9 protein-coding genes are annotated in these 13715 nt (G+C 57.6%); 4 read left to right on the forward strand and 5 right to left on the reverse strand.

Annotation, left to right across the window (positions count from 1 at the left end; translation table 11 throughout):
• Nucleotide 1: 1 nt before the first annotated feature.
• Nucleotides 2–1021: an NADPH-dependent aldehyde reductase Ahr gene (gene ahr / locus D5066_RS15960; RefSeq protein WP_119916492.1), complete on the forward strand. Its 1020-nt coding sequence runs from the start codon at nucleotides 2–4 to the stop codon at nucleotides 1019–1021.
• Between the two features lie 46 nt (nucleotides 1022–1067).
• On the opposite strand, the gene D5066_RS15965 is transcribed toward ahr, so the two are convergent.
• Nucleotides 1068–2705, reverse strand: coding sequence for a dihydroxyacetone kinase subunit DhaK (locus tag D5066_RS15965; RefSeq protein ID WP_119916493.1), 1638 nt, complete (start codon nucleotides 2703–2705; stop codon nucleotides 1068–1070).
• Between the two features lie 137 nt (nucleotides 2706–2842).
• Here D5066_RS15965 and D5066_RS15970 point away from each other — a divergent pair, with 137 nt between their 5' ends.
• Nucleotides 2843–4345 (forward strand): helicase HerA-like C-terminal domain-containing protein, encoded by a 1503-nt coding sequence (locus D5066_RS15970; RefSeq protein WP_119916494.1) that lies wholly within the window; start codon nucleotides 2843–2845, stop codon nucleotides 4343–4345.
• Here the strand turns inward: D5066_RS15970 and mnmL are convergent.
• A complete protein-coding gene (mnmL, locus tag D5066_RS15975) occupies nucleotides 4325–5266 on the reverse strand; it encodes a tRNA modification radical SAM protein MnmL/YtqA (protein ID WP_119916519.1) in 942 nt (313 codons plus the stop codon). The two genes, D5066_RS15970 and mnmL, sit on opposite strands and share 21 nt — an antisense overlap.
• 687 nt (nucleotides 5267–5953) lie before the next feature.
• Here mnmL and gltB point away from each other — a divergent pair.
• Together gltB and D5066_RS15985 are read left to right on the forward strand one after the other, a co-directional pair.
• Entirely contained in the window at nucleotides 5954–10414 is a 4461-nt protein-coding gene (gene gltB / locus D5066_RS15980; RefSeq protein ID WP_119916495.1) for a glutamate synthase large subunit, read from the forward strand.
• A 9-nt stretch (nucleotides 10415–10423) separates the two neighbouring features.
• Nucleotides 10424–11842 carry a glutamate synthase small subunit gene (locus D5066_RS15985; RefSeq protein ID WP_119916496.1) on the forward strand — a complete coding sequence of 473 codons (1419 nt, stop codon included), beginning with the start codon at nucleotides 10424–10426 and terminating at the stop codon, nucleotides 11840–11842.
• 27 nt (nucleotides 11843–11869) lie between these two features.
• Here the strand turns inward: D5066_RS15985 and sspB are convergent, their stop codons facing one another.
• The 3 genes from sspB to rpsI form a co-directional block, all read right to left on the reverse strand.
• A complete protein-coding gene (gene sspB, locus D5066_RS15990; protein ID WP_119916520.1) occupies nucleotides 11870–12367 on the reverse strand; it encodes a ClpXP protease specificity-enhancing factor in 498 nt (165 codons plus the stop codon).
• A gap of 5 nt (nucleotides 12368–12372) precedes the next feature.
• A complete protein-coding gene (gene sspA, locus D5066_RS15995; protein ID WP_014885418.1) occupies nucleotides 12373–13011 on the reverse strand; it encodes a stringent starvation protein SspA in 639 nt (212 codons plus the stop codon).
• A gap of 308 nt (nucleotides 13012–13319) precedes the next feature.
• Nucleotides 13320–13712 carry a 30S ribosomal protein S9 gene (gene rpsI / locus D5066_RS16000; RefSeq protein ID WP_003860436.1) on the reverse strand — a complete coding sequence of 131 codons (393 nt, stop codon included), beginning with the start codon at nucleotides 13710–13712 and terminating at the stop codon, nucleotides 13320–13322.
• Between the last annotated feature and the right edge of the window lie 3 nt (nucleotides 13713–13715).

Consider the following 13715-nt stretch of genomic DNA (forward strand, 5'->3'; position numbering starts at 1 on the left):
GATGTCGAAGATAAAAAGCTACGCCGCACCGCAGGCGGGTGCAGAACTTGAGCTGTACGAGTACGATGCGGGCGAACTAAAAGCAGAAGACGTCGAAGTACAGGTTGATTACTGCGGGATCTGCCACTCAGATCTCTCGATGATCGACAACGAATGGGGCTTTTCCAGCTATCCGCTGGTTGCCGGGCACGAAGTGATTGGCCGTGTCGTGGCGCTCGGCAGCGCCGCGCAGGACAAAGGGCTGAAGGTTGGCCAGCGCGTGGGCATTGGCTGGACGGCACGCAGCTGCGGCCACTGTGACGTGTGTATCAGCGGCAACCAGATCAACTGCCTTGAAGGCGCGGTGCCCACCATCCTGAACAAGGGCGGTTTCGCCGACAAGCTGCGCGCCGACTGGCAATGGGTCATTCCGCTGCCGGACAGCATTGATATCGAATCCGCCGGTCCGCTGCTGTGCGGCGGCATCACCGTCTTTAAACCGCTGTTGATGCACCACGTCACCGCCACCAGCCGCGTGGGCGTGATTGGTATTGGCGGTCTGGGCCATATCGCCATCAAGCTGCTGCACGCAATGGGCTGTGAAGTCACGGCGTTCAGCTCGAACCCGGCGAAAGAGAAAGAAGTGCTGGCGATGGGCGCGGACAAAGTGGTGAACAGCCGCGATCCGGACGCACTGAACGCACTGGCTGGGCAGTTTGATCTGATTATCAACACCGTGAACGTCGATCTCGACTGGCAGCCGTACTTTGAAGCACTGGCCTACGGCGGTAACTTCCACACCGTAGGTGCCGTGATGAAGCCGCTGCCTGTTCCGGCGTTTACGCTGATCGGCGGGGATCGCAGCGTGTCAGGCTCCGCGACCGGTACACCGTACGAGCTGCGCAAGCTGATGAAGTTTGCCGGACGCACCAAAGTGGCGCCAACCACCGAGCTGTATCCGATGTCGAAAATCAACGAAGCGATCCAGCACGTGCGCGACGGCAAAGCCCGTTACCGCGTGGTGTTGAAAGCGGATTTCTGATGTGACATTGCCGGGTGGCGGCTTCGCCTTACCCGGCCTACTTTTGCTACTGCGCCAATATGTTAAACACTTCCGCTACCGCGACCGCCCCCGGGTCCATTACCCCATCCAGATTCTCTTTATTAACATACGATGAGCGCCCTGCTCCTGCTTTCGCCATTTTCGCCGTTGCTTCAGCCCCTTGCTGCGCAGCCTGTGCCGCTGACTGAAGATCGCCTTTCTGTAACGCCTCAAGCGCCGGTTGCAGCGCATCGATCAGCGTACGATCGCCGAGATCTGCACCGCCATACTGCTTCATCTGCGCAAGTCCGCTCAGTAACGCCTCCGGCAGAGGCTGCCCGTCGTGCAATTTTTGTCCCGCCGCCGTGAAGAAGATCGACATCAACACCCCACTCGATCCGCCCATCACCGTCGCCAGGCGCTCGCCCACCAGCAACAGCAGCTTAGACACGTCATTCAGCGGGAGAGTGTTCTCTTCCAGGCGCTGCGCAATATCCCGTGCACCTTGCGCAAACGTGGAGCCAGTATCCCCATCGCCCACTTTGGCATCCAGCGCATTCAGGCGGTTTTCAAGCTGTATGAGCGTCTTCGTCACCCGGGAAACAGACTCCTTGACCTGCGGATTGTCGGACGCGGTATATTCCACGCTATCGTGAATAGCGCTTTGCGGAACGGTACGCAGAGGGGCAAACGCCACGGGCTTCTGCCAGCCCAGCGTTTCCACCTCTTCATGCAGCGCTTTCTCGAACAGATCGTTGAGCTTTAGCAGCGTCAGAGAAAAGCCCTTCATATCCAGCGCGCTCACCAGCGGCGCAGGGCCAATCAGGTACGCAATATTCTCTTTCAGCGCCGAGTGCGCCAGCTCTTTGGTCAACAGCGCCATTTCCAGTGCCGAGACGCCGCCGAGGTTGTTAATCAGCACCGCGAAACGCCCCTCGCCCGCCTGTGCTTTGAGCGGCGTCACCAGCGTGTCGATAATGGCTTTGCTGTTTTGCGTATCAACCACCGAGGCACCCGGCTCCCCGTGGATCCCCAGCCCCAGCTCGACATGGCCCTGCTTAATGCGCCCCTCTTCATCGTCGCTGCCCGGCAGGTTACAGGTTTGCATCGCAACGCCCAGGCTCCAGAGGTTATCGCAGGCCTGTTGCGCAATATCACGCACTTCGCTCAGCGATTTACCGTACTCTGCGGCATAACCCGCGATCTTATGCACCAGCGCCGTACCGGCAATGCCGCGCGGCTGCTTGTTGTCTGGCAGCGCAATATCATCCGCGACTATCACCATCTCTACCTTCAGGCCGTAGCGTTTGGCCTTTTCTGCCGCCAGACCAAAGTTCAGGCGATCCCCGGTGTAGTTTTTCACAATCAGCAGGCAGCCGCGGTCGCCCGTCACCGCAACGATAGCGTTCAGTACCGCATCCACGCTCGGCGAGGCGAACAGATCGCCACTCACTGCCGCCGTCAGCATGCCTTTGCCGACAAACCCCGCGTGCGCCGGCTCATGGCCTGAGCCACCACCGGAGATCACCGCCACGCGGCTTTTATCCCAGTCACCGCGGGCGACGACCCTGATGGCGGGATCGATATCAAGTTTGACGAGATTCGCATGTGGCGCAGAAAGCAGTATGCCTTCAATGGCGTCGTTGACCAGCTGTTTGCGATCGTTAAAGAAGAATCTGGACATTGTTTTCCACTTTTTTATTAACCGTATGCAAAAGCATAGTCCGCGCTGGACAATGCGCCGCAAAGTCAGCAATTTACTCAACCATTTTGCCGTCAGGTTGCCTATACTCCACCCAGGACTAAGAGAGGAAGCGCATCATGAGTACACCATTGTTAATTGCCCGGACGCTGGAAAAAGAGCTGTATTTACTGCCCGCGATGGCGAACCGCCACGGTCTGATTACCGGTGCCACCGGCACAGGGAAAACAGTCACTCTGCAGAAGCTGGCGGAGTCGCTTTCAGATATTGGCGTGCCGGTCTTTATGGCTGACGTAAAAGGCGATTTAACCGGTGTGGCTCAGGAGGGTACCGCTTCTGAAAAACTGCTCGAACGCCTGAAGAATATTGGCATTACGGACTGGACGCCGCACGGCAACCCGGTAGTCGTCTGGGATATCTTTGGCGAGAAAGGCCACCCGGTGCGCGCCACCGTCTCCGATCTCGGCCCGCTGCTGCTGGCTCGCCTGCTTAACCTCAACGACGTGCAGTCCGGCGTGCTGAATATTATCTTCCGTATCGCCGACGATCAGGGGCTACTGCTGCTTGATTTCAAAGATCTGCGCGCCATTACCCAGTACATCGGCGATAACGCCAAATCTTTCCAGAACCAGTACGGCAATATCAGCAGCGCTTCTGTCGGGGCCATTCAACGCGGGTTACTGACGCTGGAGCAGCAGGGCGCCGAACACTTCTTCGGTGAGCCGATGCTGGATATCAATGACTGGATGCGCACCGACAGCAGCGGCAAAGGCATCATCAACATTCTGAGTTCAGAAAAGCTCTACCAGATGCCGAAACTCTACGCCGCCAGCCTGCTGTGGATGCTCTCCGAGCTGTACGAGCAGTTACCGGAAGCGGGCGATCTGGAAAAACCGAAGCTGGTCTTCTTCTTTGACGAAGCACATCTGCTGTTTAACGACGCGCCGCAGGTGCTACTGGATAAAATTGAACAGGTCATTCGTCTGATCCGCTCCAAAGGGGTTGGCGTCTGGTTTGTGTCGCAAAACCCGTCGGATATTCCGGACAACGTGCTGGGCCAGCTCGGTAACCGCGTGCAGCACGCCCTGCGCGCCTTTACGCCGAAAGATCAGAAAGCGGTAAAAGCCGCTGCGCAAACCATGCGCGCCAATCCTGCCTTTGATACCGAAGCGGCGATTCAGGCGTTAGGCACCGGTGAAGCGCTGATCTCGTTCCTGGATGCGAAAGGCAGCCCCTCCATCGTGGAGCGCGCCATGGTGATCGCACCCTGCTCGCGCATGGGGCCCGTTACCGACGATGAGCGCAACGGCCTGATTAACCACTCTCCGGTGTACGGCAAGTATGAAGACGAGGTGGATCGGGAGTCTGCGTTCGAGATGCTGCAAAAAGGGGTACAGGCGACCACCGAATCGCAGGATGCGCCACCCGCGAAGGGGCAGTCAGTCGCGGTGGATGACGGCATTCTGGGCGGGCTAAAAGACATTTTATTTGGCACCACCGGGCCACGCGGCGGGAAACGCGACGGCGTAGTGCAGACCATGGCGAAAAGCGCCGCACGGCAGGTCACCAATCAGATTGTGCGCGGCATGCTGGGGAGTTTGCTAGGCGGCCGCCGTCGGTAGACGGGGAACCCACGGACGGCCCAGCGCCGAACCCTGTACGCCGTTTTCCTGAAGATAGCGGTCGATTTCCACCATCCCCGTCCAGCGGTTCTCGCACCAGAGCGGTGCCAGAAGCGTTGGGCGGCGGGCGCTGGCGGAGATGCGGTGGTAGACAATTTCCGGCGGCGTGTGGCGAATCATCTCCCCTGCCGTCACCGTATAGTCCTCAAGCTCAATACCGCTTAACCGCCCGGCTTCCCAGGCTTTCGCCATAATGCTTCCCGTAACGATATGAAGGGGATGCAGCTTAATACCGTCCACGCCGGTTTCAACGACTTTTTCCAGCGTCTCCAGGCCGTGCTGCTGCCCTTCGCCAGGCAATCCGACAATCAGATGCGAGCAGACTTTTAACCCACGCTCGCGGGCCAGCCGCGTGGTGCGCTGGTAGCAGGCGAAATCATGGCCGCGGTTGATGCGGTGCAGGGTTTTGTCATGTGCGGTCTGCAGGCCCAGCTCCAGCCAAATCTCGTAGCCCTGCTCTTTGTACTCGCTGAGCAGGTCCAGCACCGCCTCCGGCACGCAGTCCGGGCGCGTGCCGACGCACAGCCCGACAATATTGGCCTGGGTGACCGCCTGCTGATACATGGAACGCAGCACCTGCACCTCCGCCCACGTGCTGGTGTAGGCCTGGAAATAGGCCAGATACTGCTTCGCGCGGTTCACCAGGCTGGCCTGATGGGCGAGCTGTTCCGCGATGGATTTATGCTGCTGGGCTTCGTCAGCAAACGACGCAACGTTACAGAAGGTGCAGCCGCCGCGCCCGATAGTGCCGTCGCGATTCGGGCAGCTAAAGCCACCGTGCAGCGTCAGCTTATGAACCTTTTGCCCGTACCGCTGCAAAAGATCCCCACCAAACATATTGACTAATTTCTGTAACTGCATAATCTGATAGACCGTCCCGAAGAAAGGGGACAAGCCTGCCATTTTTAGCCTCTGTCGGCGATGACCTGGATCAATCGCCCTGGACGGCCTTTATCTATATGAATAAATACTCAGGATTACTGCAATTTCATTCACACCACCGGTGATTACTTTTCCTTATGTTCTGATTGTTTTTTTCATTTATAGCGGCAACACTGAAAAACAGTGATTTTATGCGGGCTTGAATACATAACCAGATTATTGTTCTGCTATAAATCAGCATTTCAGCATGCTGCATCGATAATACCGCTTTCAGATAGTGAGTCAGATCACACTCCTTCACGGCTCCCCTGGCCTTTCGATGGTTATAAAAATAGTTAAATATCTTTTAAAAACAAATAGATACCATCTCTTTAGCACATATTTGTATAAATAAGATTGCCATTTGACCTGTGTACCAATTCCCGATAAGTTGGAAATCCGCTGGAAGCTTTCTGGATGAGCGGCCTGCTCATCATATTTATGCAGTAATTGAGATTCCCTCTGAAGCAAGTCCTCAAACTTGTTTACCTGCGCGAAAGGATGAAAAAGAGGGCGAATGCGAGGTCCGCGTATGAAACGCAAACCCCGTCGCCATGCTCTTTCTGTGCCTGTGCGCCACGGTAAAGTTCAGTGGGAAGCCCGACGAGCCTGGGGAGGTTCACTGATATGTTGTACGATAAATCCCTTGAGAAGGATAACTGTGGTTTCGGCCTGATCGCCCACATAGAAGGCGAACCTAGCCACAAGGTAGTGCGTACTGCTATTCACGCACTGGCCCGTATGCAGCACCGTGGCGCTATTCTTGCCGATGGTAAAACCGGCGACGGTTGCGGCCTGCTGCTGCAAAAACCGGATCGTTTCTTCCGCATCGTGGCGGAAGAGCGCGGCTGGCGTTTAGCCAAAAACTACGCTGTCGGCATGCTGTTCCTGAATCAGGATCCTGAAAAAGCTGCCGCCTCACGCCGCATCGTTGAAGAAGAACTTCAGCGCGAAACCCTGTCGATTGTCGGCTGGCGCGATGTGCCAACTAACGAAGGGGTGCTCGGTGAAATCGCCCTCTCCTCGCTGCCTCGTATTGAACAGATTTTTGTTAACGCGCCTGCGGGCTGGCGTCCGCGCGATATGGAACGCCGTCTGTTTATTGCCCGTCGCCGCATTGAAAAACGCCTTCAGGACGATAAAGAGTTCTACGTCTGTAGCCTCTCTAACCTGGTGAACATCTATAAAGGTCTGTGTATGCCGGCTGACCTGCCGCGCTTCTACCTGGACCTGGCTGACCTGCGTCTGGAATCGGCCATTTGCCTGTTCCACCAGCGCTTTTCCACCAACACCGTGCCACGCTGGCCGCTGGCGCAGCCGTTCCGCTACCTGGCGCACAACGGCGAGATCAACACCATCACCGGTAACCGCCAGTGGGCACGCGCCCGTACCTATAAGTTCCAGACTCCGCTGATCCCTGACCTGCACGATGCCGCGCCGTTCGTGAACGAAACCGGCTCTGACTCCAGCTCCATGGATAACATGCTGGAACTGCTGCTGGCGGGCGGTATGGACATCGTGCGCGCCATGCGTCTGCTCGTGCCACCAGCATGGCAGAACAACCCGGACATGGACCCTGAACTGCGCGCGTTCTTCGACTTTAACTCCATGCACATGGAACCGTGGGACGGCCCGGCGGGTATCGTCATGTCCGACGGTCGTTTCGCTGCCTGTAACCTGGACCGTAACGGCCTGCGTCCGGCGCGCTACGTCATCACCAAAGACAAGCTCATCACCTGCGCCTCTGAAGTTGGGATCTGGGATTACCAGCCTGACGAAGTGGTTGAGAAAGGCCGCGTTGGCCCGGGCGAGCTGATGGTTATCGACACCCGCGGCGGCCGTATTCTGCATTCCGCTGAAACCGACAACGATCTGAAGAGCCGCCACCCGTACAAAGAGTGGATGGCGAAAAACGTGCGTCGTCTGGTGCCGTTTGAGGATCTGCCGGACGAAGAAGTGGGCAGCCGCGAGATGGACGACGATACGCTTGCAAGCTTCCAGAAACAGTTTAACTACAGCGCGGAAGAGCTGGACTCGGTTATTCGCGTACTGGGTGAAAACGGCCAGGAAGCGGTCGGCTCGATGGGTGACGATACCCCGTTTGCCGTGCTCTCCAGCCAGCCGCGCATTATTTACGACTACTTCCGCCAGCAGTTCGCGCAGGTCACTAACCCGCCAATCGATCCGCTGCGTGAAGCCCACGTAATGTCGCTGGCAACCAGCATCGGCCGCGAGATGAACGTCTTCTGCGAAGCCGAAGGCCAGGCGCACCGTTTGACCTTTAAATCGCCGATCCTGCTGTATTCTGATTTCAAACAGCTCACCACCATGACCGAGGAGCACTACCGCGCCGACACGCTCGACATTACGTTCGACGTGACCGAAGCGAGCCTGGAAGAGACGGTGAATGCGCTGTGCGACAAAGCCGAGCAGATGGTGCGTAACGGTACCGTGCTGCTGGTGCTGTCCGACCGTAATATCGCGAAAAACCGTCTGCCGGTGCCTGCCCCCATGGCGGTTGGCGCTATCCAGACGCGTCTGGTCGATAAAAGCCTGCGCTGCGACGCCAACATCATTGTGGAAACCGCCAGCGCCCGCGACCCGCACCACTTCGCCGTGCTGTTAGGCTTTGGTGCGACGGCGATCTACCCGTACCTGGCCTACGAAACGCTGGCCCGTCTGGTGGACACCCGCGCCATCGACAAAGACTACCGTGCCGTGATGCTGAACTACCGTAACGGCATCAACAAAGGCCTGTACAAGATCATGTCCAAAATGGGCATCTCGACCATTGCCTCCTACCGCTGCTCGAAGCTGTTTGAAGCGGTCGGCCTGCACGACGACGTGGCGAACCTCTGCTTCCAGGGCGTAGTCAGCCGCATAGGCGGGGCCGGTTTTGCTGACTTCCAGCAGGACCTGGTGAACCTGTCAAAACGCGCCTGGCTGGCACGTAAGCCGCTGGATCAGGGCGGTCTGCTGAAATACGTTCATGGTGGCGAGTATCACGCCTACAACCCGGACGTGGTGCGCACGCTGCAGCAGGCGGTGCAGAGCGGCGAATACAGTGATTACCAGCAGTACGCAGAGTTGGTGAACAACCGTCCGGCGGCGACGCTGCGCGACCTTATTGCCCTCAATCCGGGCGATGAAGCGGTCAGCATTGACGACGTTGAGCCTGCGTCCGAGCTGTTCAAACGCTTCGATACCGCGGCGATGTCAATCGGCGCCCTGAGCCCGGAAGCCCACGAGGCGCTGGCGGAAGCCATGAACAGCATCGGCGGCAATTCCAACTCCGGCGAAGGCGGCGAAGATCCGGCACGTTACGGCACCAACAAAGTGTCGCGTATCAAGCAGGTGGCATCCGGTCGCTTTGGCGTAACGCCTGCGTACCTGGTTAACGCCGACGTGATTCAGATTAAAGTCGCTCAGGGTGCTAAACCGGGCGAAGGCGGCCAGCTGCCGGGTGATAAAGTTACCCCATACATCGCCAAACTGCGCTACTCCGTACCGGGCGTGACGCTGATCTCCCCGCCGCCGCACCACGATATCTACTCTATCGAGGACTTAGCGCAGCTGATTTTCGACCTGAAGCAGGTCAACCCGAAAGCGATGATCTCCGTGAAGCTGGTTTCCGAGCCGGGCGTCGGCACCATTGCGACCGGCGTAGCGAAAGCCTATGCGGATCTCATCACCATCGCCGGCTACGACGGTGGTACCGGCGCAAGCCCGCTCTCCTCCGTGAAATACGCGGGCTGCCCGTGGGAGCTTGGCCTGGTGGAAACTCAGCAGGCGCTGGTCGCTAACGGTCTGCGCCACAAGATCCGTCTGCAGGTGGACGGCGGCCTGAAAACCGGCCTCGACATCATCAAGGCAGCGATCCTCGGCGCGGAAAGCTTCGGCTTCGGTACCGGCCCGATGGTTGCGCTCGGCTGTAAATACCTGCGTATTTGCCACCTGAACAACTGCGCAACCGGCGTTGCAACCCAGGACGAGAAGCTGCGTAAGAACCACTATCATGGCCTGCCGTTCAAGGTGACCAACTACTTTGACTTCATCGCCCGTGAAACCCGCGAGCTGATGGCGCAGCTGGGCGTGAAGCGTCTGGTAGACCTGATTGGCCGCACCGACCTGCTGAAAGAGCTGGAAGGCTTCACGGCGAAGCAGCAGAAGCTGGAGCTGAGCAAGCTGCTGGAAACCGCGCAGCCGCATCCTGGCAAAGCGGTCTACTGCACCGAAAACAACCCGCCGTTCGATAACGGTGTGCTGAACGCGCAGCTGCTGCAGCAGGCGAAGCCGTATGTGGACGACAAGCAGAGCAAAACGTTCTGGTTTGATATCCGCAACACCGACCGCTCCGTGGGCGCGTCGCTCTCTGGCTACATCGCGCAGACGCACGGTGACCAGGGGCTGGCAGCGGATCCGATTACCGCGCACTTCAGCGGTACCGCGGGTCAGAGCTTCGGCGTATGGAACGCAGGTGGCGTTGAGCTGTATCTGACCGGCGATGCCAACGACTACGTCGGCAAAGGCATGGCGGGCGGTTTGCTGGCGGTGCGTCCTCCGGTCGGCTCAGCCTTCCGCAGCCATGAAGCGAGCATTATCGGTAACACCTGTCTCTACGGCGCGACCGGTGGTCGTCTGTTCGCCGCAGGCCGTGCGGGCGAGCGTTTTGCGGTGCGTAACTCCGGTGCGATCACCGTGGTGGAAGGCATTGGCGATAACGGCTGTGAATACATGACGGGCGGGATTGTTTGCGTTCTGGGTAAAACCGGCGTGAACTTTGGCGCAGGCATGACGGGCGGTTTTGCGTACGTCCTGGATGAAGACGGTGAGTTCCGCAAACGCGTGAACCCGGAGTTGGTGGAAGTGCTGGACGTTGATACGCTGGCCATCCACGAAGAACACCTGCGCGGTTTGATTACCGAACACGTGCAGCATACCGGTTCTTCGCGCGGCGAAGAGATCCTGGCGAACTGGCCGGCGTTCTCTGCGAAATTCGCGCTGGTTAAGCCGAAGTCCAGCGATGTTAAAGCCCTGTTGGGTCACCGTAGTCGTAGCGCAGCAGAGCTGCGCGTGCAGGCGCAGTAAGGAATTCAGATGAGCCAGAACGTATACCAGTTTATCGACCTGCAGCGTGTTGATCCGCCAAAGAAACCGCTGAAGATCCGCAAAATTGAATTTGTTGAAATCTACGAGCCGTTTTCAGAAGGCCAGGCCAAGGCACAGGCAGACCGCTGCCTGTCCTGCGGTAACCCTTACTGCGAATGGAAATGTCCGGTACATAACTACATCCCGAACTGGCTGAAGCTCGCCAACGAGGGGCGTATTTTTGAAGCCGCCGAGCTGTCTCACCAGACCAACACCCTGCCGGAAGTGTGTGGCCGCGTGTGCCCTCAGGACCGTCTGTGCGAAGGTTCCTGTACGCTGAACGACGAGTTCGGCGCGGTGACCATCGGCAACATCGAGCGCTATATCAATGATAAAGCGTTCGAGATGGGCTGGCGTCCGGATATGACCGGCGTGCGTCAAACCGACAAACGCGTGGCCATCATCGGTGCGGGCCCGGCGGGCCTGGCCTGTGCTGACGTGCTGACCCGCAACGGCGTGAAGGCGGTGGTTTTTGACCGTCATCCGGAAATCGGCGGTCTGCTGACCTTCGGCATCCCGGCGTTCAAGCTGGAAAAAGAGGTCATGACCCGTCGCCGTGAAATCTTCACCGGCATGGGCATTGAGTTCAAACTGAACGTGGAAGTGGGCCGCGACGTGCAGCTCGACGACCTGCTGAAGGATTACGACGCCGTGTTCCTGGGCGTTGGCACCTATCAGTCCATGCGCGGCGGTCTGGAGAACGAAGACGCGCCGGGCGTTTATGATGCCCTGCCGTTCCTGATTGCCAACACCAAACAGATCATGGGGTATGGCGAAACGGCCGATGAGCCATACGTCAGCATGGAAGGCAAACGCGTGGTGGTGCTGGGCGGCGGTGATACCGCGATGGACTGCGTGCGTACGTCCATTCGTCAGAATGCGGCGCACGTCATCTGCGCCTACCGTCGTGACGAAGAGAACATGCCGGGCTCTAAGCGCGAAGTGAAAAACGCGCGCGAAGAGGGCGTGGAGTTCCAGTTCAACATCCAGCCTCTGGGTATTGAAGTGAATGCCAACGGTAAAGTGAGCGGCGTGAAGATGGCGCGCACGGAGATGGGCGCGCCGGATGCAAAAGGCCGTCGTCGCGCGGAGATCGTCGCAGGCTCTGAGCATGTGATCCCGGCCGATGCCGTGGTGATGGCGTTTGGTTTCCGCCCTCACAGCATGGAGTGGCTGGCGAAGCACAGCGTGGAGCTGGATTCACAGGGCCGCGTAATCGCGCCAGAGGGCAGCGATAACGCATTCCAGACCAGCAACCCGAAAATCTTTGCCGGTGGCGATATCGTTCGCGGTTCTGACCTGGTGGTGACGGCGATTGCCGAAGGGCGCAAAGCCGCAGATGGTATACTGAACTACCTGGAAGTATAAAAAAACAGGCCCGATTGGGCCTGTTTTTTATTTCACGACGCGAAGAGCCGGACGGCCACCGCGCGGTGGCGGATCGTCATCAGGATCGTTGTCGTCCTCACGATCGGGCTTGTCGCCATCAATTACAGACATTACCGTTTCGCTTTCGCTGGCGGTGATGCCTTCATCATCATTCAGGCTGGCAACATCTTCATCGTATGCCGCTTCCGGCTCGAACATGGTACCCGCACCGTTTTCACGCGCGTAGATTGCCAGCACCGCAGCCAGTGGTACGGAAACCTGACGCGGCACGCCGCCGAAACGCGCGTTAAAGCGCACTTCGTCGTTTGCCAGTTCCAGGTTGCCCACCGCACGCGGTGCAATGTTCAGTACGATCTGTCCGTCACGCGCGTATTCCATCGGCACCAGCACGCCCGGCAACGTCACATCCACAACCAGGTGCGGCGTGAGCTGGTTATCCAGCAGCCATTCATAGAAGGCGCGCAGCAGATACGGACGGCGTGGGGTAAGTTGTGACATTTCCACAGTCATTAGCCTCGGCCGAGACGCATTTCACGTTCCGGTTCAGTTAAAGATGCCAGGAAAGAGTCGCGCTCAAATACGCGAGTCATGTAGCCTTTCAGCTCTTTCGCGCCTGGGCCGCTGAACTCTACGCCCAGGGTTGGCAGACGCCACAGCAGCGGAGCCAGGTAGCAATCAACCAGGCTGAACTCATCGCTCAGGAAGAACGGTTTCTGACCAAACACAGGGGCAATTGCCAGCAGCTCTTCACGCAGTTGCTTACGCGCAGCGTCGGCTTCGGAAGCGGAGCCGCTGGTGATGACGTTCATCAGCGAGTACCAGTCTTTTTCGATACGCTGCATGTACAGGCGGCTTTCACCACGTGCAACAGGATAAACAGGCATCAGTGGCGGATGCGGGAAACGCTCATCCAGGTATTCCATAATGATACGGGATTCCCACAGGGTCAGCTCGCGATCCACCAGCGTCGGTACGCTTTGGCTCGGGTTGAGATCGATCAGATCCTGAGGCGGGTTATCCTTTTCCACATGCTCGATCTCAAAACTGACACCCTTCTCGGCCAGCACGATACGAACCTGATGGCTATAAATGTCAGTAGGACCAGAAAACAGCGTCATTACCGAACGTTTGTTGGCAGCGACAGCCATGAAAACCTCCAGGTATATTCAGAATTTTTACTGCTACCAGCCCAACAGGGGCCAGCCAGATGTTGTATCGCCCATCCCAGAGAAGACACATTGTTCAAGAATCGAACAAAAAGCGAGTATTCACCGATATTTGGGCAGAAAATTGGATGATAGTTTACCAGATTTTGATGGCTTTGTGGTGAGGGGATTCTGGAAATGTGGAAAAATAGAAGATATATGAAATGTTACTGTGGATAACCTGCGCATTATCCATAAAAAAACCCGCCGAAGCGGGTTTTTCGCCAATCGTTCTGCGTAAGCAGAATGGATTAACGTTTGGAGAACTGTGGACGACGACGTGCTTTACGCAGACCCACTTTCTTACGTTCAACCTGACGAGCGTCACGAGTAACGAAGCCAGCTTTACGCAGTTCAGAACGCAGGGATTCGTCGTACTCCATCAGAGCGCGGGTGATACCGTGACGGATCGCACCTGCCTGACCGGAGATACCACCACCTTTAACGGTGATGTACAGATCCAGTTTTTCTACCATATCAACCAGTTCCAGCGGCTGGCGAACTACCATGCGGGCAGTTTCGCGACCGAAGTATTGTTCCAGAGAACGCTGGTTGATTACGATTTTACCACTGCCCGGTTTGATGAAAACGCGAGCTGCGGAACTTTTGCGGCGACCAGTGCCGTAGTATTGATTTTCAGCCATTGC

The organism is Enterobacter chuandaensis (genome assembly GCF_003594915.1).
Lineage (GTDB): Bacteria > Pseudomonadota > Gammaproteobacteria > Enterobacterales > Enterobacteriaceae > Enterobacter > Enterobacter chuandaensis.

Excerpts from the sequence above, each read along its gene's own strand:
- ahr (WP_119916492.1), top strand. The coding sequence starts at position 2 with ATGTCGAAGATAAAAAGCTACGCCGCACCGCAGGCGGGTGCAGAACTT.
- D5066_RS15965 (WP_119916493.1), bottom strand. The coding sequence starts at position 2,705 with ATGTCCAGATTCTTCTTTAACGATCGCAAACAGCTGGTCAACGACGCC.
- D5066_RS15970 (WP_119916494.1), top strand. The coding sequence starts at position 2,843 with ATGAGTACACCATTGTTAATTGCCCGGACGCTGGAAAAAGAGCTGTAT.
- mnmL (WP_119916519.1), bottom strand. The coding sequence starts at position 5,266 with ATGCAGTTACAGAAATTAGTCAATATGTTTGGTGGGGATCTTTTGCAG.
- gltB (WP_119916495.1), top strand. The coding sequence starts at position 5,954 with ATGTTGTACGATAAATCCCTTGAGAAGGATAACTGTGGTTTCGGCCTG.
- D5066_RS15985 (WP_119916496.1), top strand. The coding sequence starts at position 10,424 with ATGAGCCAGAACGTATACCAGTTTATCGACCTGCAGCGTGTTGATCCG.
- sspA (WP_014885418.1), bottom strand. The coding sequence starts at position 13,011 with ATGGCTGTCGCTGCCAACAAACGTTCGGTAATGACGCTGTTTTCTGGT.
- rpsI (WP_003860436.1), bottom strand. The coding sequence starts at position 13,712 with ATGGCTGAAAATCAATACTACGGCACTGGTCGCCGCAAAAGTTCCGCA.